Source organism: Sinomonas gamaensis, assembly GCF_005876955.1.
GTDB classification, from domain to species: Bacteria; Actinomycetota; Actinomycetes; order Actinomycetales; family Micrococcaceae; genus Sinomonas; species Sinomonas gamaensis.
In genome coordinates this window covers 76591-95593 of record NZ_SSCL01000012.1, presented here as the reverse complement: position 1 = coordinate 95593, position 19003 = coordinate 76591, and the positions used below count along the sequence as shown (strand labels likewise).

The 19003-nt window shown below is 67.8% G+C and carries 19 protein-coding genes; 5 read left to right on the top strand and 14 right to left on the bottom strand.

What is annotated here, in order from left to right:
* The first annotated feature begins 116 nt into the window (after positions 1 to 116).
* A complete protein-coding gene (locus tag E5679_RS15525) occupies positions 117 to 740 on the top strand; it encodes a TetR/AcrR family transcriptional regulator (RefSeq protein WP_138417475.1) in 624 nt (207 codons plus the stop codon).
* A gap of 454 nt (positions 741 to 1194) precedes the next feature.
* Here E5679_RS15525 and E5679_RS15515 read toward each other — a convergent pair whose 3' ends face one another.
* The 10 genes from E5679_RS15515 to E5679_RS15470 all read right to left on the bottom strand — a co-directional run bounded on the left by E5679_RS15515 (position 1195) and on the right by E5679_RS15470 (position 11896).
* On the bottom strand, positions 1195 to 2760 hold the full coding sequence (locus E5679_RS15515) for an aldehyde dehydrogenase family protein (protein WP_138417471.1): 1566 nt from the start codon (positions 2758 to 2760) through the stop codon (positions 1195 to 1197).
* A complete protein-coding gene (locus E5679_RS15510; RefSeq protein WP_138417469.1) occupies positions 2757 to 3470 on the bottom strand; it encodes an HD domain-containing protein in 714 nt (237 codons plus the stop codon). The genes E5679_RS15515 and E5679_RS15510 overlap by 4 nt, the downstream gene beginning before the upstream one ends.
* 27 nt (positions 3471 to 3497) lie before the next feature.
* Entirely contained in the window at positions 3498 to 4772 is a 1275-nt protein-coding gene (locus E5679_RS15505; RefSeq protein WP_138417467.1) for an NAD(P)/FAD-dependent oxidoreductase, read from the bottom strand.
* 1 nt (position 4773) lies between these two features.
* On the bottom strand, positions 4774 to 5097 hold the full coding sequence (locus tag E5679_RS15500) for a 2Fe-2S iron-sulfur cluster-binding protein (protein WP_138417465.1): 324 nt from the start codon (positions 5095 to 5097) through the stop codon (positions 4774 to 4776).
* A 28-nt stretch (positions 5098 to 5125) separates the two neighbouring features.
* Positions 5126 to 5881, bottom strand: coding sequence for an SDR family NAD(P)-dependent oxidoreductase (locus tag E5679_RS15495; RefSeq protein ID WP_138417463.1), 756 nt, complete (start codon positions 5879 to 5881; stop codon positions 5126 to 5128).
* Entirely contained in the window at positions 5874 to 7763 is a 1890-nt protein-coding gene (locus E5679_RS15490) for a PEP-utilizing enzyme (RefSeq protein ID WP_138417461.1), read from the bottom strand. The genes E5679_RS15495 and E5679_RS15490 overlap by 8 nt, the downstream gene beginning before the upstream one ends.
* Before the next feature lie 54 nt (positions 7764 to 7817).
* A complete protein-coding gene (locus E5679_RS15485) occupies positions 7818 to 8936 on the bottom strand; it encodes a PEP/pyruvate-binding domain-containing protein (protein WP_420821080.1) in 1119 nt (372 codons plus the stop codon).
* The gene (locus tag E5679_RS15480) at positions 8933 to 10249 is read right to left on the bottom strand and encodes a cytochrome P450 (protein ID WP_138417459.1); all 1317 of its coding nucleotides are present in this window, start codon (positions 10247 to 10249) and stop codon (positions 8933 to 8935) included. Before E5679_RS15480 ends, E5679_RS15485 begins: the two co-directional genes overlap by 4 nt.
* 125 nt (positions 10250 to 10374) lie before the next feature.
* The gene (locus tag E5679_RS15475; protein WP_138417457.1) at positions 10375 to 11166 is read right to left on the bottom strand and encodes an IclR family transcriptional regulator; all 792 of its coding nucleotides are present in this window, start codon (positions 11164 to 11166) and stop codon (positions 10375 to 10377) included.
* A 31-nt stretch (positions 11167 to 11197) separates the two neighbouring features.
* Positions 11198 to 11896 carry an HD domain-containing protein gene (locus E5679_RS15470; protein WP_138417456.1) on the bottom strand — a complete coding sequence of 233 codons (699 nt, stop codon included), beginning with the start codon at positions 11894 to 11896 and terminating at the stop codon, positions 11198 to 11200.
* Positions 11897 to 12092: 196 nt separating this feature from the next.
* Between E5679_RS15470 and E5679_RS15465 the strand changes: the two genes are divergently transcribed.
* Entirely contained in the window at positions 12093 to 13559 is a 1467-nt protein-coding gene (locus E5679_RS15465) for a potassium/proton antiporter (RefSeq protein WP_138417454.1), read from the top strand.
* 31 nt (positions 13560 to 13590) lie between these two features.
* Here E5679_RS15465 and E5679_RS15460 read toward each other — a convergent pair whose 3' ends face one another.
* Positions 13591 to 14895 carry a DUF2254 domain-containing protein gene (locus tag E5679_RS15460; RefSeq protein ID WP_138417452.1) on the bottom strand — a complete coding sequence of 435 codons (1305 nt, stop codon included), beginning with the start codon at positions 14893 to 14895 and terminating at the stop codon, positions 13591 to 13593.
* Positions 14896 to 15325: 430 nt separating this feature from the next.
* Between E5679_RS15460 and E5679_RS15455 the strand changes: the two genes are divergently transcribed.
* Positions 15326 to 15787 carry a pyridoxamine 5'-phosphate oxidase family protein gene (locus E5679_RS15455; RefSeq protein WP_138417450.1) on the top strand — a complete coding sequence of 154 codons (462 nt, stop codon included), beginning with the start codon at positions 15326 to 15328 and terminating at the stop codon, positions 15785 to 15787.
* A 131-nt stretch (positions 15788 to 15918) separates the two neighbouring features.
* On the opposite strand, the gene E5679_RS15450 is transcribed toward E5679_RS15455, so the two are convergent.
* Together E5679_RS15450 and E5679_RS20910 are read right to left on the bottom strand one after the other, a co-directional pair.
* Complete coding sequence (locus tag E5679_RS15450) at positions 15919 to 16509, bottom strand: hypothetical protein (RefSeq protein WP_138417448.1); 591 nt, start codon at positions 16507 to 16509, stop codon at positions 15919 to 15921.
* A 41-nt stretch (positions 16510 to 16550) separates the two neighbouring features.
* Positions 16551 to 16694, bottom strand: a complete 144-nt coding sequence (locus tag E5679_RS20910) for a hypothetical protein (protein WP_171042411.1) — start codon at positions 16692 to 16694, stop codon at positions 16551 to 16553.
* Positions 16695 to 16837: 143 nt separating this feature from the next.
* Between E5679_RS20910 and E5679_RS15445 the strand changes: the two genes are divergently transcribed.
* The gene (locus tag E5679_RS15445) at positions 16838 to 17362 is read left to right on the top strand and encodes a hypothetical protein (protein WP_138417446.1); all 525 of its coding nucleotides are present in this window, start codon (positions 16838 to 16840) and stop codon (positions 17360 to 17362) included.
* Positions 17363 to 17439: 77 nt separating this feature from the next.
* On the opposite strand, the gene E5679_RS15440 is transcribed toward E5679_RS15445, so the two are convergent.
* Positions 17440 to 18060: a nucleoside/nucleotide kinase family protein gene (locus tag E5679_RS15440; protein ID WP_138417444.1), complete on the bottom strand. Its 621-nt coding sequence runs from the start codon at positions 18058 to 18060 to the stop codon at positions 17440 to 17442.
* 182 nt (positions 18061 to 18242) lie between these two features.
* On the opposite strand from E5679_RS15440, the gene E5679_RS15435 reads away from it, so the two are divergent.
* Entirely contained in the window at positions 18243 to 18965 is a 723-nt protein-coding gene (locus tag E5679_RS15435) for a hypothetical protein (protein ID WP_138417442.1), read from the top strand.
* Positions 18966 to 19003 lie beyond the last annotated feature (38 nt).

The window sequence follows — 19003 nt, the reverse complement described above, 5'->3', positions numbered from 1 at the left end:
AAGGCTAAGGTCTACTCAGAGTACATCTTCTGAACTGAAAGTCTAGATGTCGTCCTGATTTTTCGGAACTGTCACTTTCAGTCTGCTGCCGGCCCTGAGAGCGCGTAGGGTGGGGGATGATGGCCAGGGAACCCAAGTCGCTGCGGGACAGGCAGCGCGTTCAGACGCAGACGGAGATCCTCGAGGCTGTGATCGACGTGATCGCCGCCGACTCCGCTGACGGCCCCGTCGTCGAGCAGATCGCCGCTCAGGCAGGCGTCTCCAGGGCCACGCTGTACGCTCACTTCCCCGGCGGAATGGAAGAAATGGCGACGAAGGCCTACGAGCTCGCGGGCCTGAAGTTCATCCAGCGGGTCCAAGCCATCCAGGCCGACTCGACATCGTGGCGCGAGCGCATAGCAGCGCACGCGCGCGCGATGGTCGACATTGCCGAAGACCGCTCTCTGGGCCGCTTCTACAACATCTCCGCAGCCCGCTATGCCAGTATCGGCACTCCGACCGGAGCAGGCTCCCGCGCCTCCTACGACGACTTCGTCAGGGAACTCACCACTGGCCGGGATCAGGGCGAGCTCGCCGAGATTGACATCGAGGAGACGGCACGGCTGCTGGTCGGCGCCGTGCGGGTCGTCGGGGTCCGCGCCGCGGAATTCCCTGAGCTCGGACTTGCCAGCCTCCGCGCGTTCGAACGGATCCTGGACGGACTGCGGCAGTCACAAGAGGCCGGCGCCGGCCCGGCATAGCCGTCGGTTCGGCCAACTCTCTCAAATCGAGGTTGCAGAGGAGCGACGCGGCGGAGGGGTCCTCACCGAGGACCCCTCCGTTGACCACTGACTCTTGTCCGGCCGTGGGCCGGACATCAGACCCTCTCCTTGGTCCCTTCGGCGGAGGGGGTGCGGGGCGCAGGCGTCCTGCGCCACCTGGGGAACGCCAAGAACGTGAAGTCCGGTGCCTTGACCCGCTTCGCCGGAGTTTCCGCAGGGGTTTCCGGTTTCGCTTCAGGCCGGCGCCCGGTTTCTTTCCTGGCACCCCACCCGAAGTCGTTGCTCGACGCGTAGCACATCACATGCCTCCTCGTGGTGACTGCCCTTCAATCGTCCTCCTGCCTGCTGCGGGAGTCGATAGCTCAGCCCTGGGAAAGCAGATCCTAGTTGGGCTGGTGGGGTGCGCCTCCCAGAGGCGCCCGTGCGTGCAGGCCTACCGTGCGTTCCGGTGGATCGACTTGTAGGTCAGGTAGGCAGCAAGGCCCTCGATGCCGTACTCGGTTCCGAGCCCGGAATCGTGCCGTCCTCCGAAGGGGGCGGAGTGGTTCGAGGCGAAGAAGTTAATGCCGATCGAGCCGGTGTCCACCCGGTCTGCCACTGCCAAGGCGGCGTCGGGGTCGGAGGAGAAGACGAGCCCGCCGAGCCCGAATTCGGTGTTGTTGGCCAGCGCGACCGCCTCGTCGAGCCCGCCGCCCGGTCCGCCGTCGTCGTACTTCAGGATCGTCAGGACTGGCCCGAAGATCTCCTCCCGGGCCACGCGCATGGCCGGTGTGACGTCGGCGAACACGGTCGGTTCGATGAAGTAGCCTCCTTCGAGCCCGTCGGCCGGCGACGCGGCCCGGCCGCCCGTCGTGGCCCTTGCGCCTTCGGCGAGTCCCGACTCTATGTAGTGCATGACGGTCTCGTACTGCGCTTTGGTTGCGCTGGGCCCGAACACGGTGGCGGGGTCGAGCGGGTCGCCCTGGGGTGCCGCCGAGATCACCGAGGTCGCCATGTCCACCACCTCATCGTGCCGTGAGGCTGGGGCGAGGATCCGGGTGGAGATGTAGCAGGTCTGGCCGGTGTTGCGCATGGAGGAGCGGATGAGGACCTTGGCCATGGAGTCGAGGTCGGCGTCGGGGAGGACGATGGCGCTGGACTTCCCGCCGAGCTCGAGGGTGACCGGGCGCAGCAGTTCACCGCAGGCAGCGGCGATGCGCCGGCCCACCGGTGTGGAGCCTGTGAAGGCGACCTTGTCCACGCCCGGGTGCTTCACGAGGGCGTCGCCGAGGCGGCCCGATCCGGTCACGAGATTGACGACCCCGGCGGGCACTCCTGCGGCGGCGACGGCGTCGATGATGAACCGGATCGAGAGCGGCGTGGGCGAGGCCGGCTTGATCACCGCCGTGCACCCTGCCAGCAGCGCGGGGGCGAGCTTGATGACCACGAGGTTGATCGGGAAGTTCCACGGCGCGATCAGCGCGCACACGCCCACCGGGTCGCGCCGCACCACGGACTCCTGGCCCGGCGCGAACGGGAAGGGACGCACATCGTCTTTCTCGAGGTACTCGGCGAGTGTGGCGAAGTACCGGAAGATTCCTGCAGCGTTCGCCGCGGCTCCTCGGGTCTCGGTGATCGGGGACCCGTTCTCACGCGTGTTCGTCAGGGCCAGGGTCTCGGCGCGGGCCTCGATCTCGTCCGCGATCCGCATCAGGTACGCCGCACGCTGGGAGGGGGAGAACCTGGGCCAGGGGCCGGCGTCGAACGCCCTGCGTGCGGCGCCCACTGCTGCGTCGAGGTCCTCCGCCGAGCCGTCCGGCACGCCGCCCCAGACCTCGCCCGTGGCCGGGTCGGTGACGGGGTTGCGGCCGGCGCCGGAGGCGGGGGTGTAGGCGCCGTCGATGAACATGTCGTCCACCAGTGTGTAGGGCAGGTCGAGCGAGGTGCGCCTCGCCCGCGCATCGGCGGACGACGGCGCCGGCGCGCCGCTCTCGGTCCGCTGGACGGGCGTGGTGGTCATCGGAGCACTCCTGTCTTGAGCAGGGCGTTGGAGCGGGCGAGGTCGGCGGTGGCCATCTCGACGGCCGCGGCGGTGATGAGTTCTGGCACGATCTCCGCGGCGAGCCTGTCGGTGTAGCTGGCTGGGTCCATTCCGAACCACGAGGAGGCGAGGGCGATCCCGGCATGGTCGAATCTCCAGAGCCGGTCGGCGTCCCGGACGAGGGCGTCCTCGAGGGAGTAGGCCACGTGTCGGGTGTCGTGGCCATCGATGATGGCGACGACCCGCTCGACGAACTCCTCCGAGTACCCCAGCCCCGGCAGCACTTCGCGTGCCACGAGGCAGCCCTGGTGCTCGTGTTCGTAGCGGATCTGGGCCTTGCGCCAGTCCCCGGTGAAGCCCTCGGAAAGGATGCGGGACTCGTCGACTCGGGCCCAGCCGGTGTCATGCAGGAGGGTCGCGACGAGCACGAGCTCCCGATCGGCGTCGGGGTAGGCGGCGCACAGCCGCTCGGCGTAGGCAACCGAGATGGGCAGGTGGATGTCGTTCCCGCGGGCGCGGGTGTAGGTGGCCACGGCTCGCCAGAGCGGGTCGAGGGAGCGGGCGGCACTCGGCGTCTCGCTGATGGGCCGCGTGTCCACGTGGCCCTCAGCGGGGATCGGCCGGGCGGGGTAGGCCGCCTCGAAGGCCTCGGCCTTGGCATGGTCGACGGCGATGGTGTTCTCGGTCATGCGTCCTCCCGGTGCGAGGTAGGCGGCTCAGCCGGCGAGCGACTTGAGCTGGACGGTGGGATCGCCCGCCGCGTCGGCGGGGATGTTCTGGCCCTTCGCGAGGGCGTTCTTGACGGCCATGAAGTCCAGGGGCGCGTTGACGCAGTCCGCGGCGATGATCCTTCCGCCGCGGTAATAGAGGACCGAGAACTTCCCGCGCTCGTCGTCCCGCCGCACGACGGTCTGGTCGAAGCCCATCGACAGGCCCGCGATCTGGAGCTTCAGATCGGCCTGATTGGACCAGAACCAGGGGATCCCGGCGTACTCCTCGCGCCGGCCCATGAGCGAGTACGCCGCGACCTTGGCGTGCTCGATGGCGTTGTTGACGCTTTCGAGCCGGATGCGCTCGCCGGCAGGGGAGCCCGGCACGGGGTTGGGCATGTTGGCGCAGTCGCCCACAGCCACGGTGGAGCCGTCCGAGGCGAGGGCGTGGGCGTCCACAACGATCCCGTTGTCCACCGCGAGGCCCATCTGCTCCGCAAGCTCCGTGTTCGGGATGACGCCGATGCCCACGAGCACTATCTGCGCGGGAAGCACCTCACCGGCTGCGAGTTCGACGGCGGCAACGGCCTTGCCGCCGTCGGGCGTCGACTCCGGGATGAATCGTGAGATGCGCGCGTCGAGGCGGATGTCGAGTCCGCGGGCACGGTGTGCCTCGAGGAAATAATCGGCGGTCTCCTCGCCCACGGCCCTGCCGACGAGCCGAGGCCCGTGCTCGAGCACCACGACGTTCTTGCCCATCTTCTTCAGGCTGGACGCTGCCTCGAGGCCGATGAACCCGCCGCCGATGACGACGACGTCGGTCGCGTCGCCGACGAGGGCCTTGAGGGCCAGGGCGTCGTCGGCGTTGCGGAGGTAGACGACGCCGGTGAGATCCGCGCCGTCGACCGCGAGTTTCCGGGCGCGGGCTCCCACGGTGAGCGCGAGGCGCTTGAACGGGAACTCGGCGCCGGACTCGGCGACGGCGACGCCGGAACCGTCACGATTATTCGCGATCCGCAGGATGCGCTCGCCCTTGACAAGGGTGACGTGGTGCTCGGCCCAGTACTCGTTGGAGCGGAAGATGAGGGACTCATTGCCGACTTCGCCTTGGAGCCACTCTTTCGAGAGCGCAGGGCGCTGATACGGCCGGTGGTTCTCCTCGCCGAGGAGCGTGATGGGCTCCTCGAAGCCGAGCGCACGGAGGGAGACGGCGAGCTGAACGCCGGACTGGCTCGCACCGATGATGAGGAGCCCTGTGGGCTGCGAGGTCGAGGCAGCCATCTCAGACCTGCGTCTCGGGGGTGGTCACGTACAGGTCCATCCCGTCGGTGAGCTTGAGCTGGCAGGAGAGGCGGGAGTTCTCCTCGCGATCCACTGCGGTGCCGTAGAGCATCTCATCCTCCATGGGCTCCATCGGCGGGAGCTTGTCGAGGCAGTCCTCGCGGACGAAGACGTGGCAGGTGGCGCAGGAGAGCGAGCCGCCGCATTCGGCGACGATTCCGGGGACGCCGTTGCGCACGGCGGTCTCCATCACGGAGTCGCCGGGGCGTCCCTCGATCTCGCGGACGGTGCCCTCCGCGTCGGTGTAGTGGACGGTGGTGGTCATGGCTCGTGTGCTCCTGGTGAGGGGTTTCTCAGATGAACTGCCGGCCGCCGTCGACCACGAGGGTCTGGCCGGTCATGTAGGCGGAGTCGGGGCTGGCGAGGAAGAGCGCGGCGCCGACGATGTCCTCGGGCCGGCTGGCCCGCTTGATCGCGCCCCGGTCCACCCCATACGTCTCGGCGTTCTCCATGAGCCCGTAGCTGGCCTCGGTGAGGGTGAACCCGGGGGCGATCGCATTGACGGTGATGCCGCGCCGGCCGAGTTCCTTCGCCAGGACCCGGGTCAGTGCGACGACCCCTCCCTTGCTGGCCACGTAGTGGGCCCACTGTTCGGACCCGGAGTAGATCGTCGCGCTGGAGAGGTTGATGACCCGCCCGCCCTCGCCCAGGTACGGGCTGGCTGCCCGGGTCACGAGCCACGGGCCTTTCAGGTTCACGCCCATCACGAGGTCCCACTCCGCGGGGTCGATCTGCTCGAACGGGCTGCGGGTCACGGTCGCGTAGATCGCGGCGTTGTTGACGACGACGTCGATCCGACCCTTGCCGAACTCGGCGGCTTCGGCGGCCATCGCCTCGGTGGACGCCACATCGGTGACGTCGACCTTCAGGCCGATCGCTGTGTTCCTGCCGGCGCCTGTCGCGCGGACGAGCTGTGCCGTCTCCTCGGCCCCGGCTGCATTCACGTCGGCGGCTGCCACCCGGTAGCCGCGCGAGGCGAAGCCGAGGGCGAAGGCCCGGCCCAGCCCCCCGGCCGCGCCCGTGATGACTGCCGTCCGCTGCTCAGGCATGCGCGGGCTCCTGCAGGTTCTCGCCATGCTCATGGCTGTGGGCTCCCGGGCCTTCGAGAATGGGAGCGTCGAGGATCTCCACGACGCCCTTCGTCCCGTCGACCCGCAGCCGCTGGCCGGTACGGATGGTCGTGGAGGCCGAGCCGGTGCCGGTCACGGCGGGGAGGCCGTACTCGCGGCACACGATCGCGGCGTGGCTCATCATGCCGCCGATATCCGTGACGGTCGCGGCGATCTTGCCGAAGATCGGGCCCCACGAGGGCGCGGTGACGGGGGCGACGAGGATCTCGCCCTGCTGGACCTCGGAGAGCTGGTCCGCGTCGGTGACCACACGGGCCGGGCCCTCCACGACCCCGGGCGATGCCGCCATGCCGCGCAGGCCGCCGCCGTCGACCGCTTCGCCCTCGCCGAGCCACTGCTGGACCTGCTCTGTGGTGATGCCCCAGAGCATGCGGGTGAACGGTTCGGTGATCGACGCGGGCGGGGTGTTGAGCGCGGGCGCCGGGCGGGCGGTTTTGAGCGCGTCGACGATCTTGCGGCGCCGCTCGATCTCCTCAGGCCAATAGCTCGGGCCGATCGGCTGTGCGGCACCGACGCCCCACCACGTCACGAGGTCGAAGAGCGCGTCGCGGACCTCGTTGCGGCCGAGGTAGAGCAGATCGTCCGGCTCGTTCCAGAAGCCCTCGGCGTGGAAGATCCGGGAGAGTTCGCGGATCTTGCGCCAGAACACGCCCATGGTCCAGTGCTCGATGTAGAAGTTGTGGTTCTCCACGTAGGGGTAGCACTGAGCGGCGAGGGCGCGCTTGGCATCGAACTGAGCCAAGATGTCGCCGTCGAGCAGCTCGCGGTACTCCTCGACGATCCGCTCCTTCTCGGCGACGAGCTCCTCGACGGGACGGAGGATCTGCTGTCCCGCGTCGAGCCGCGCGATGTAGTCCTTGATGTAGCCCAGCGGGATCTCGGGGTGCTCGTTCCAGTACTTGTCATGCCCGTAGAAGCCGTTGCCCACGGTGAAGTTGAACCACGGCTCGTGCGCCTCGTCCCAGCGCTTCAGCCAGTGCTCGCCGCCCGGGGAGGCTTGGATCGCCGCGAGGGTGCCCTCAGCGTCGTCCGTGTCCGCGAAGGCGGGCTGGAGGCCGAGCTCGACGGCGAGGGCCGCGAGGCCCTTGAGCTCGTCGTCCGGGCGGAACAGCTCCATGTCCACGCCCTGGACCATCGTCGCAATCGACTGGTCGGGGATGTTCGGGAAGACCTCCTTGCAGAAGTTGAAGAAGTCCAGGTACGCGATGTAGCCGAGGTTGAGGAACTCGAAGTGGTACTGCCAGTTCTGGTACGCGAGCTGGATCAGGCGGTCGTAATTGTCGAGGAGCACCTCGGAACCGTCCATGGCCTTGCCCGAGTGGATGTCCCCGATCGGGACGACGGCGGGCGGCTTGGCGAAGGTGATCTTCTCCATCTCGTCGATGGTCCCGCGGACCTTCCGGTGCCATTCCTCGAGCAGCCGCGGCCAGTTCTGGAAGTAGTAGCCCACGCGTTCCTCGAACAGCGGCACGCGCTCGGCGATCTGGTCCTCGGCCACGGGGATGGGGCTCATGTAGAGGTAGCCGAGGTGGATGCGGAATTCGATCCCGTTGGCGTTGGGGATCATGAGGTGGCGGGCGTTGTACTGGCCCAGGCACTTGACGGCGAACTCCCCGCCGATCGTCTCGAACGGCTTGAACACCGTGGGCCAGTGCTGGCTGTCGCAGAACCAGAACTTGGCGTCCTCCTGCTCCCTGAGCTTGTCCTGGAACACGAGGTAGTAGGGGTAGAGCTTCTCCCAGCCTTCTGCGCCGGCGGGGACCGGGAGCTCCGAGGGCTTCGGGAAGGACTTCATCGACATTGGCGTGTCCTTTTTCTGTTCGTGTTTCTCTTCGTGCTTCTGAGGGGTGGTGGGCTAGGCAGTGAGCTTGATGGAGCCCCAGCTGAAGCCAGGCGTCGCGGCGCCGCCCGCCGTCGGCGTGCTCGCCGCTGGCTGAGGTGTCGCCTTGGGCTTGGCCGAGTGGACCGTCTCTGGGCGTGCCTGCAGGAGCAGGAGGTTCTCGTCCTCGGGCAGGTCCGCGTCGAGGGCCCACTCGATGTCCTGGGGGCACTTGTAGTGCTTCTCGGCTCGCTTGGCGAGCATCGCGACGGCGGTGAGCTGCGCGTCGGTGAGGCAGCGGCGGGCGCGGCGATCGGCGTCGACCTCGCGCTCCACGAGCCGGCGCGTGGCAGGATCGGGGACCAGTTCGGCTTGCTTGTCCCCGAGGTGCTCCGCGACCAGGGCCAAGGTGACCTTGTCCAGGACGATGTTGTCCGGGGTGACCTGGCCGGAGACGACCATCTCGCCCACGCCGTAGCTCGCGTCGATCGTGATCTTGGAGCGGTCCCCGTTGGCCGGGTTGAGCGTCATGGCGACGCCCGAGGCCTTCGCGTTGACCATCTTCTGCACCACGACGGCCATCGAGAGGCCCTCGTCCGGGATGTTGTTCTTGAGGCGGTACGTGATGGCGCGGGAGGTGTAGAGCGAGGCCCAGCACTTGCGGATGTGCTCGCCCACGGCGTCGAAGCCCTCGAGCCACAGGTATGTGTCCTGCTGGCCTGCGAACGAGGCGTCGGGGAGGTCCTCCGCCGTCGCGCTCGAGCGCACGGCCACCGGGACCGGCTCGTCGAAGCGGGACTGGAGGGCCGCGTAAGCGGTCAGCGTCTGGGCCCGCGCGTCGGCCGGGACCGGGCACGACTCGATGTCGGCGCGGATCGCGGCGGAGACTGCGTCGACCTCGGCGACGTCGTCTGGGTTGAGCCCGGCCAGGAGCGCGTGGACTCGGCCCGTGATCCCGGATTCGGCCATGAACACGTCGAACTGCGCCGTCGTGATGACGAAGCCGGGCGGGACCGGCATGCCCGCGGCGGTCATCGTCACGAGGGAGGCCCCCTTGCCGCCGAGGGCGGCGAGTGTGGGCTCGGTGCCCCCGTCGAAGAACTGGATGTACTGCGTGTCCTGCATGGTGTTGGTCTCCACGGTTTCTTCGCTCACTCGGTCCAGCTGACGGGAACCGCGATGGGGACGCGGAAGGAGAGGTTCTCTCGGAATTCGATGCTCTCGGGGTCGTCCACCCTCAGGTGGGGCAGCTTCGACGTGGCCTCCTCGAGGGCGATCTTCGTCTGGAGCTTGGCGAGCATGTTGCCGAGGCAGTAGTGGATTCCGAAGCCGAACGAGAGGTGCTCGCGGGCGTTCGGGCGGGCGATGTCGAAGACCTCCGGCTCCTCGAACTTGCTCTCGTCACGGTTGGCGGAGCCCATGACGAGCAGGATGCCTGCTCCTGCCGGGATCTTTACGCCGCCGATCTCGGCGTCCTTGAGGGCCTTGCGCCGCCAGGCCACGATCGAGCCGGAGTAGCGGAGCACCTCGTCGATCGCACCGGGAATCCTCTTCGGGTCCTCGACGAGCTTGGCCCAGGTTGCCGGGTCTGCGGCCAGGAGGCGCAGCGCGTTGGAGATCAGTGTCGTCGTGGTCTCGTGGCCCGCGAACAGGAGGCTGTAGGCCACCGAGGCGATCTCGTGGTCGGAGATCTCGGCGCCATCCTGCTGGGCCTTCACAAGATCAGCGACGAGGTTGTCGCCGCCTTCCCGGTGCGCCTTCTCGACCAAGGCGAGGCACGCCTGCCAGTAATCGACCAAGTTATGGGCGTGGGGGATCTGCTCCTCGTCGCCCAGATCGCCCCACGTCATGGCGGCGCGCGAGTCGGACCAGCGCTTGTAGTCGTCGATCCGGGCGAGGTCTTCGCCGATGAGCGTGAGGATCGTGATGGTAGGAACCTCGTAGGCGAGATCCCGGACGATCTCCCCGTGCCCTGTGTCCCGGGCGAGCATCGCGTCGAGCCGCTGCGCGACGTTCGCGCGGATGAAGGGCTCGAGGGCCTTGTAGCGCCGCGGCGTGAAGGCCTTTTGGACGATCCCGCGGATGCGCGTGTGCTCCGGGGGGATTCGGGCGGAGAGGCCCGAATAGGCGGTGAAACCGCCCTCGTTCATGATCTGCGTGGCTTGCGGACCGCGCTTGCGGACCGGCGCCTGGGCGTTCTCGGAGGAGAAGGTCTCCCAGTCCTCGAAGACGGCTTTGATGTCGTCGTAGCGCGTCACAACGTAGTAGTCGATCCGCTCGTCGTACATGACCGGCTCCTCGGCCCGGAGGCGGGCGTAAGCCGGGAAAGGGTCCTTCATCTGGAACGGCTCGTAGCCGTGGTGGGCGCGGTCTGGGGAAGACACGTCAGCGGGAGCCGTTCCCGTGGCCATCGACGATTCCGCTCCGAAGCCGAAGGGGCATCCCGTTCCCTGAGTCGACAGTGACATCAGTTCTCCTATGGTTCCGTGACCTGTGGCAGCGGCTCGGTGGTCCTGCCGGTGCATCTGCTCCAGTGTGGCCGGAATCACGCGCGGAAGCTCTGTCCCTCCTTCCACTCAGTGGAAGTGGATTGCTATCGGCCAAGCCCGGCATTGGCGCGCAGCGTCTCCAAGGGGATGTGCGCCGTCGCCCGCTCGATCTGCGCCGAAATACCGCGAAGGGTGGGCAGATAGCGGAGCATCGTGCCCGCTTGAGAGGAGAGCACCACGAGACCCAGGCCTGCACCGATCCGGCCCGTGTGGAAAACAGGGACGGCGACCGACGCCGAGCCAAGGCGCACTTCCTCCGCCGTCGTCGCATAGCCCTGCTCCCGGATCTGAACGAGCTCTTCGGCGAGCCGGGCCGCGTTCACATGGGTGTACGCGGTGGGCTGCTCTAGGTGGCGGTTGAAGTAGGCCTCGCGGACCCAGTCCTCCTCGAAGGCGAGAATCACCTTGCCCACAGCGGTGGCGTGCATGGGCAGCCTGCCGCCTACCCGGGAGGCGCGCGGCACCCGCTTGGTGCCGTAGATGCGGTCGATGTACAGGACCTCGTGGCCCTCGCGGATCGCGAGGTGCGCGGTCTCCCCGGTGAGCGAGAAGAGATCCTGGAGGTAGGGCCTGGCCGTGTCCCGCAGGGCCCGGCCGGCGTTCTGCCCCAGCTCCCAGAGTCGGATTCCGAGCTGGATGCGGCCCTGCGGATCGCGCGCGAGGGCCCCCGACTCGACGAGCTCGCCGACGAGCCGGTGCGTGGTGGTCAGCGGCAATTGGGCGGCTTCGGCGAGCTCAGTGAGGCTCATCGACCGCCGGCCGGATTCGAACGCGAACAGGAGCGCGAGCAGCTTGGAGGCGACGCTGCGGCCCGGCTCGCTGCTCCCGCCCGCCATACTGCCTCCTCATGCCACGATGCGGACCCGGTCAGGGCAACTCTAGTGCTCTGCGCTCGTCCCAGAGGTTCGCCGACTCGATCGCTGCGAGCCCGCGGGCGAGGGCCTTGGCGGCGTCGGTGAACAGGTGCGCGTGGACGCGAGAGCTGCACAGCCGCAGGGCGGCGGCGCGGTCCAGGCCGAACCAGTCCATGACCGTGTCGAGCCCGTGGGGAGTGAGGCGCCACGTCTTGTCCGCGTCCTTGACGATCGCATCCTCGATCGAGAGCGCCTCGTGCCTCGAGTCGTGGCCGTCGATGATCTCCAGGATCCTCGCCGCGCGCTCTCCACCGATGCCCGCCGCGGACAGAATCCCCGAGGCCAGCCTGGCTCCTTCCTTCTCGTGGAGGAGGACGAGGTCCGGGCGGCCTCCGCCGGGGGCTATCGCCTCGAGCACTTCGTCCGGAGGCACTTCCGACCATCCCACGTCATGCAGCATGATCGCGGGAAGCACCACGCTGGCATCCGCCTCAGGGTGCGCAGCGAGCAGTGACCGGGCAATCGCCACGGCGTACAGGGTATGGGCATCGTTGCTGCGGACCCTCAGGTGCCGGACTGCCAGAGGCCAGATCCGCGCGAGCTCGCCTCCGAGTTCCTCGCCGAGGGACAGGACGCCCTCGGCTTCGGACGGGACGTGGGAGGCGAGGTCGCGGCCGAGGCAGTTGGCGGCGGGGGACAGCTTGGAGGACACAGGTCAAGTGGAACGGGGCGGCAGCCCCGGGCGCCAGAGCCGGCTTCCATCCAGCGGAAGACAGAGCTTCCGGCACCAGCGGGAGATCGGCGTCGCGCACGGCGGCAAGGTCCCGGCGTACGGTTGGCTGTTAGCGGATTCCATGCAATCGCCTGCGCACTGGTCGAGCATGGGGCGCTGAGAAGGAGGCCCGGAATTGGAGGATGTTGGCCCGTTCGGGCTGGTGATCCTGGTGGTGGCCCTCGCGGCCCTCGCCGCGGTGCTTTCGAATCGCATCAGCGCGCGGCTGCTCATCCCCGCCCCGGTGCTCTTCCTCGTGTGCGCCGCTGCGGCCTCGTATGTGTTCCCCTCGCTCGGGCAGGTTTCCACTACGGCGGTCCAGCGGGTGGTGACCGTCGCCCTGGCGGTGGTGCTCTTCGACGGGGGGATGCACATCGGGTGGGCGCGGTTCCGCTCCTCGGCCTTCCCGATCGTGTGGATCGGGGTCGTGGGGACCTTCGCGACCGCGGGCGGGCTCGCTGCGGCCGCGCACTGGCTGTTCGGACTCGACTGGTCCGCATCCCTGGTGATCGGGACTGCGCTGTCGCCGACCGACCCGGCCGTGGTGTTCTCGGTGCTCGGCCGTCGTGAGGTCACGGGCCGCACCGGAGTCATCCTCGAAGGCGAGTCAGGCGCCAACGACCCCGTGGGCATTGCCCTCATGGTCAGCATCCTGGCCGCCACCAGCGGCGCCGGCGGAATCGACGTGGGCGGGGCGATCGCCAACTTCGCCCTTCAGATGGCCGTCGGCGGCGCCGTCGGGATCAGCGGCGGCCGGCTGCTGCTGGTCTTCATGCGCCGGGTCCAGTTGCCCAACGAGGGACTGTACGCCCTGCGCACCTTGGCCGGGGCCCTCGCGCTCTACGGCATCGCCACGGTCGCCCACGGCTCGGGATTCCTCGCCGTCTTCATCGCCGGGATCATGATCGGCGACGAGGCGGCTCCCTACAAGGGCGACATCAGGCGCTTCCACGCGTCCCTCTCGAGCATCGCAGAGATCGTGGTCTTCGTCCTCCTCGGGCTCACCGTCAACTTGGGAACGCTGCCCGACCGCAACGCGTGGCTGATCGGACTCGGGATGGCGATTGCCCTCACCCTCGTCATCCGCCCGGTGCTCGTTGGGCTTGCTCTGATACCGGTCAAGCTCAGGCCTGGGGAACGAGCATTCGTGCTGTGGGCTGGGCTCAAGGGAGCCGTGCCCATCCTCCTGGGGACCTTCGTCTTCAGCTCGGGCATGCCCGGGACCACGCGCATCTACGACGTCATCTTCATCGTCGTGGCCTTCTCGGTCCTGGTCCAAGGGGGCCTTGTCCCCTGGGTGGCCGCCCGCTGCAGAATCCCGATGCACACAGTCGAACCCACGCCATGGGGCTTGGGACTGCGGTTCACGGAGCCTCCGCAGGGCCTAGAACGCTACCGGGTCGCTTCAGGAGCGCAGGCCGACGGGAGAGCGATACGTGACCTCGGGCTCGGCGACGACATTTGGATCAGCTTCATCCTCCGCAACGGCAGATCCATTCAAGTGCACCCTTCAACCGTCCTGGCCGCCGGCGACGAGGTGCTGGTGCAGGTCGACCCTGACGAACCGACCCATCCCGAGAAGCTATTCACGCGACCCCAATGATTCCTCTGACCCGGGGCTTGCTTGTGGGCAGTCAAGCGAGGGCAGCCAGCACGGTGCCTCCCTCCTCGAGCAGAGGCTCGCGGTCTGCTGTCTGGGGAATCACGCGCTGGACGTCGTCGAGGAGTGTCTCTACGTAACGTCGGATGACGGCGCGATGGACCTCGTCGCTGAACCAGGCGAGATCGCGACACACCCGGAGAAGGGCACGGACCACACGTGGTTCGCTCGCCCCATAGCGACGCACCTGCCCCAGAGCGAGCTCCATAAGGTAGTCGAAATCCCGCGCGGGCACATGAAGCCGCACCTTTCCCTGCGCGTCCTTCACCGCGTGGGACCCGTGCTGGCGCACTACAAGGGCAGAAAGGATAGAGGCCAAGTGGTCCACCGCCTGATTCGCGGTGTAGGGGTCGTTGACGGCCGGTGAAAGCGCCTTCGACGCGATATCGGCGAGCTGCCGAATGCCGAAGGCGACATCCTGCTCGAGAGTGCGTTCATAGCCGACACGCACGCTCCGCAAGAGCACACGGCGCAGCTCAGCCACGGCCTCCGGCGCGAGGGGACGTTCGCCGTCGTCCTTGCTGCCCCACACCCACGCGAGGGGTGCCCCGGCGACGACGTGGCGGCCGACCATCGGAACGATCCGGGCGTTCAGGCCCAGCTCCTCGAGCACTCCGACCAGCGCATCAACGTGTACGGCTTGGACATACCCCGACCTCGCAGCGGGCAAGGCAGTGGCTCCCCGCGGCGGTTCTGGCAGGCGCACGTGTGGATCGCCCTCGACGAAGGAGCTCTCGAGCACCTTCAGGGTCGCCTTCTCCACGCTCTTCATGACCTGGTCTATCTGGATCGAATGCGTGAGATGGTGCACGAAGAAGACGAGCATGACCATGCTCGCGAAGAGGAGCAGCAGCGCACCGCTGACGGCAAGGCGCGGGTAATTCTCGATGCGCTGGCCGCTCGCGATGCCCACCGTGTAGAGCCCTGCCGTGCTATAGGCGAACGTCGCGACGAAGACGCTCAGGGTCAGCTGGTTGGGAATGTCGCGGAGGAAGTTCCTCAGCAGCCGGGGGCTGAACTGGGTCGACGCGAGCTGGAGGGCTACAACAGTCAGCCCGAGCACGAGGGCGATGACTGTGACCATTGTGCTTGCAATGCTGATGAGGAGATTCCGAGCGTCGTCGGAGGTTCCCTGGAACAGGAGGGCTGCAAGAGGCGATGTCGGGTCAATCAGGATCGCCGACAGAACCGCCCCCGCGATGAGCGCAAGGAGGACGGCCGCGGTTGGCATCGCCCACAGGGCACTGGCCAAGTACTCTTTGACCGCCTCACGCCTCACATGGGACACTCTCGGGCCGCAGGCCTCGATAGGTCAAGGCAGACGGTCAGTCCGAAGGGGACGCGACCGGTGAGCTCGGGTTCAGCTTGCGAGCACCACTGCAGGGCCCTGTGGCACTACTGGCGACGACCCGAGGGCGAGACGCTTGGCGGAGGTACTTGGGCTGCCCAACACTCTTTGGCCCTTACAGCAACGGGTCCCGCCCATGCGCCGAGGTGCGCCCGACCTTCCTCCCCGAGCAAGGGCCTCAGGCTGCGGGACCGACCGACGGACGCACCGCCGTTCACAACACAGCCCCCATTCCAGGGGAGGCGCCTGTCCTTGGGACTCTCGCTGACAGACGCAGACCCAGCGACCCATACCGTCGGGCGGAAGGAGAAGCCGGTCAGCCAGTATCGCGGCGTGCCCATGCTGCCTACTATTTGTTCTCATGGACGCAACGCCGCAGACCGGGGAACTTGCCTTGGATGAATGCTGGAGGCTGCTGGCCAACACGGTCACCGGCAGGCTGGCGCTCGTCGTTGACGGGCACCCCGAGATCTTCCCGATCAACTTCATTGTCGAGCGTAGGACCATCGCCTTCCGCACCGGTGCCGGTACCAAGCTCCTGGAACTGATGGAAGGGGCCGAGGCAGCAATCGAGATCGATGGATACGACGACCGTGACGAAGAAGCCTGGAGCGTCGTGGTCAAGGGCACCGCGGCTTTGATCGAGAGCCAGGGGGAGCGATCGGCCGTTGACACCCTCGGGCTTGAGCCGTGGGAACCCGGGAGCAAATCCCATTATGTGCGCCTCGCCCCGAGAACTGTCACCGGTCGGCGCTTCAAGGTGGCCGTGCCCGATCTATGGAGCAGCCGGCTGAACGACCGGCGGAGAAGCTCCTTCGAGTGAGCGGGCCGTACGGGCAGCTGTTCGCCATCGGATCTTCCGAGAGACCCGTGAGCGCGCGGAGCATGGGGCGTCCTTCCTGACGAACCGGTTCGCCCCAAGAGGCTCCTCCAGTCACATTGGGGCGTGGCTGTTCAGGGGGATTCGCGCTTGAGCCGGTCGATCATCCGCTGCCGCAGGGCGGTGTGGTGTTCGGGACCCCGGGGGTCGAGGCGTTCGAGTGTGTCGGCCAGCAGGGCCGCGAGCTCTTCGTCGGAGTCGGTGTCCGCGGTGGCTGGAGGTTCCACAGGCTCGGTGTGGAGGGCAACGGCCTCCCCCACGTGGAGCGCGTGCAGCTCGTAGGCTCCGACCGGGACGACTTCCTGGGCCATGAGCACCGCGCGTGCCACCTCGGGAGTGATGTGCTCGGCGACGACGGATGGTTGGTGCTCGGCGTCGGGGTGGTCGGCCTGGCGGTCGGCCCAGAACTCGAGGACACGCACGACTTGGTGGAGGTCGGCGTCGCCGAGCTTCACCTCGGCTACATGCCGGATACCGGAGGCGACGTCGACGAGGAACACGGTGAGCGCCTCGGGCCGATCGGAGGGGATGACGTCCACAACGGTGAGCTCGTTGTCGCTGAGGGACAGAAGGGCTGGGTCGTCGTGGAGGCGGGCGGCGAGCCATGGGGCGTCGAGGCCGAGGTCGTCCTCGATGTAGACCCGGTCTGACGGGATGTAGTCCACGAAGCGGATACTAGAGCCGGCGCCGTTGCAGGGCCAGAGGGTCAGCCGGGGAAGCCGACTTCGAGGAGGAAGACTACAGCGCATTTCAGATCCGCGTTGCGCTGCCCGTTGGTGTCTTGACGCTCGACGAATAGGGTCCCGATCTGGATCCTCGCGAACATCCAGGGCGTCAGGGGGGCAGCCATCGACCTCCCCAAACCGTCTCCTAGTCAGCGGGGCGTGGCTGTGCGATCGTTGAATCAATCAAGGGCCTCTTGAACAATCGCCGTGACAAGTTGGGCCGCTTCACCAAGATCCTCATGTCAGAGTAAGCCGCGAGGAGGCGGTCATGGACGAAAAGAGGAGCTCTCTTCCACTGACTGGAAAGCTCGACCTGAGCGGGCTGAAGAATGCCGCTGGCAGCTACGCGTCATCGCTGGTGAACAGCGGCCTCGGCAAGGTCGGCGACTCGATAGAGGGGCTGGTCGGGAAGCTCAACGACATCTCCGAGGGAAACGCTCCCACCAAGGACAAGGCCAGGGGCAGGAGCGCCAAGGACAAGGCGAAGGGCGGGGGCCCCAAGGGGAGGGACAGGGCGAAGCCCACGGGCAGGAATTCCACCCTCGCCGCGGTCGGCGATGCGTTGAGGGGCGTCAAGGACAAGGTGAAGGACACGGTCAGCTCGGGCGTCGAGGCGCTCACCGGAGCGCAGCGGGACACACGAGCCCCTCGTGGCCTCCGAGCCGGTGCACTCCCACGCCGAAGAGGGAGGAGCGTGCGCGGTGACGGACGTGCACCCCATATCGGTCGGTCGTTGCGCTCTGGGACTTCTCGATCCCAGAGGCGGCCGTTCTTCCCCCGCGGTGGCCGGTAGGCCGAGCGCCATGCCCTCCACGACGCTCACGGTGGTCCCACTCCGGGGCCGTGACCTCCGCTGACCCTATGGCGTGATCAGACGGCAACCGCGACGGCGGGCCGTTCCGGGTGGTTATACCGCACCAGGATGTCCGGTTCCTCGCGGTTTTCTCTCTGGTGCTCGAGGACGCCGTCCACGGTGAAAGCGAGCTCCGCGGGTGTGCGTTCGCGGAGCACACGCTCATCGACCTGCAGAGCGACAGACAGGTCAAAGTCCAGCCAGCGGCCCAGCAGCATGGGTCCCGCCACCAGCAGGACCAGGCCACCGGGCGCCGGCTGGCGCTCGGCGCGAACCGAGCGGTCGGTTTCAGGGTCGCGCAGCCGCGGCAGCCAGTGCGCCGCCCCCGGCGCGGCGAGCGGGTCCAGCACCTCGCGGGCCAGCGCGGCGAAGTCGAACCAGCGTTCCCGGTAGCTGTTCGGGTCCTCACGGCCGAACTCCAGCCGTTGGGAGGCCGGCAGCAGGAAATCCTTCAGCTCCACCACCTCGGCTGGCCTGCCCGTCGAACGCAGTTTCGCGGCGATTCTCCCTGCGAGCTCGGCTGGCGCGGCCGCTTCCGCGCCGTCGATGGCGACCCTGGTCCGACCTGTGCGCGCGAGGCAGCGGTCGGCAACCATGGACACCAGCGCGTCGGGTGTCAGCGGGGCGTAGGAGGGCATCCGTCGATTATCGCCTCCCGTGCGCGGTGTGCATCCCAAGGGTCCGCGCGTGCCTCTGTCCGGGTAGACCAGTCTAAAGTGGACCACCGACGGACCAGCAGCCTGCACCGCGAGTGGACCGCGGAGAGGGCCGGAAGCGGTCCAACGCAGGGGACATCAACACGGGGGAGGAAACCGTACACATGACCGGCATGGACCACCGACGAATCCTAGCCTCACTCGCCCTCGCCGGCGCCCTCCTGCCTGTTGCCGCGTGCGCCCAGATTCCCACTGCCGGCCCAGCCCAGAGTGCCTCCTCCGAGCACTCGAAGCCCATCCCATCCGAGCCGGGGTCACGAGGCACTTCCGCTCTCGTCATCGCGAACGGCCACGGCTGGACCGAGGCGGGCCTGGACGGCGCGATGCCCGCCCCGAACAGCTGCCACTACGGCACCGCAACGAACGGCGGCCAGCTTCCAGACCCGTCGTGCACCCCAGGCTCCATCGACCCGACGGTCACCCAGTCGAACATCGACTCCACACTGGGCCGCTCCGGGGGCTATACGTCCTCGGTGCGCCCGCCAGCGGCGATGACAGACGCAGCGAAGAAGAAAGTCCTCGCCGCTTATGGCATCCCCGCCTCACAGTCGTCCCGGTACGAACTCGACCACTTGGTGCCCCTCTGCGCCGCTGGCTCAAGCAACCTCGCTAACCTCTGGCCCGAGGCCAACACCTTCCTACCTGGGACGGGGTCCGAGTCCTCGGTGGTGCACAACTCGAAGGACCGGGTCGAGGAATACGTCTGTCAGGCCATCCGCGAGCACCAGGTCCAGCTCGCGGCGGCTCAGAAGGCCCTCGCCACGGACTGGACCGCAGCCGTTCAGACCCTCGGCCTGCCCTCGATCCCCGACAGCTACAAGGGGTGAGTGCCTCTACCTGACCAGCCCTGCACGCCTGCGGCCGC

Coding starts and splice junctions, on each gene's coding strand:
- E5679_RS15510 (WP_138417469.1), bottom strand. CDS start 3,470: ATGACCGAGAACACCATCGCCGTCGACCATGCCAAGGCCGAGGCCTTC.
- E5679_RS15455 (WP_138417450.1), top strand. CDS start 15,326: ATGGACGCAACGCCGCAGACCGGGGAACTTGCCTTGGATGAATGCTGG.
- E5679_RS15505 (WP_138417467.1), bottom strand. CDS start 4,772: ATGGCTGCCTCGACCTCGCAGCCCACAGGGCTCCTCATCATCGGTGCG.
- E5679_RS15480 (WP_138417459.1), bottom strand. CDS start 10,249: ATGTCACTGTCGACTCAGGGAACGGGATGCCCCTTCGGCTTCGGAGCG.
- E5679_RS15500 (WP_138417465.1), bottom strand. CDS start 5,097: ATGACCACCACCGTCCACTACACCGACGCGGAGGGCACCGTCCGCGAG.
- E5679_RS15515 (WP_138417471.1), bottom strand. CDS start 2,760: ATGACCACCACGCCCGTCCAGCGGACCGAGAGCGGCGCGCCGGCGCCG.
- E5679_RS20910 (WP_171042411.1), bottom strand. CDS start 16,694: ATGGCTGCCCCCCTGACGCCCTGGATGTTCGCGAGGATCCAGATCGGG.
- E5679_RS15475 (WP_138417457.1), bottom strand. CDS start 11,166: ATGGCGGGCGGGAGCAGCGAGCCGGGCCGCAGCGTCGCCTCCAAGCTG.
- E5679_RS15435 (WP_138417442.1), top strand. CDS start 18,243: ATGACCGGCATGGACCACCGACGAATCCTAGCCTCACTCGCCCTCGCC.
- E5679_RS15440 (WP_138417444.1), bottom strand. CDS start 18,060: ATGCCCTCCTACGCCCCGCTGACACCCGACGCGCTGGTGTCCATGGTT.
- E5679_RS15445 (WP_138417446.1), top strand. CDS start 16,838: ATGGACGAAAAGAGGAGCTCTCTTCCACTGACTGGAAAGCTCGACCTG.
- E5679_RS15525 (WP_138417475.1), top strand. CDS start 117: ATGATGGCCAGGGAACCCAAGTCGCTGCGGGACAGGCAGCGCGTTCAG.
- E5679_RS15495 (WP_138417463.1), bottom strand. CDS start 5,881: ATGCCTGAGCAGCGGACGGCAGTCATCACGGGCGCGGCCGGGGGGCTG.
- E5679_RS15490 (WP_138417461.1), bottom strand. CDS start 7,763: ATGTCGATGAAGTCCTTCCCGAAGCCCTCGGAGCTCCCGGTCCCCGCC.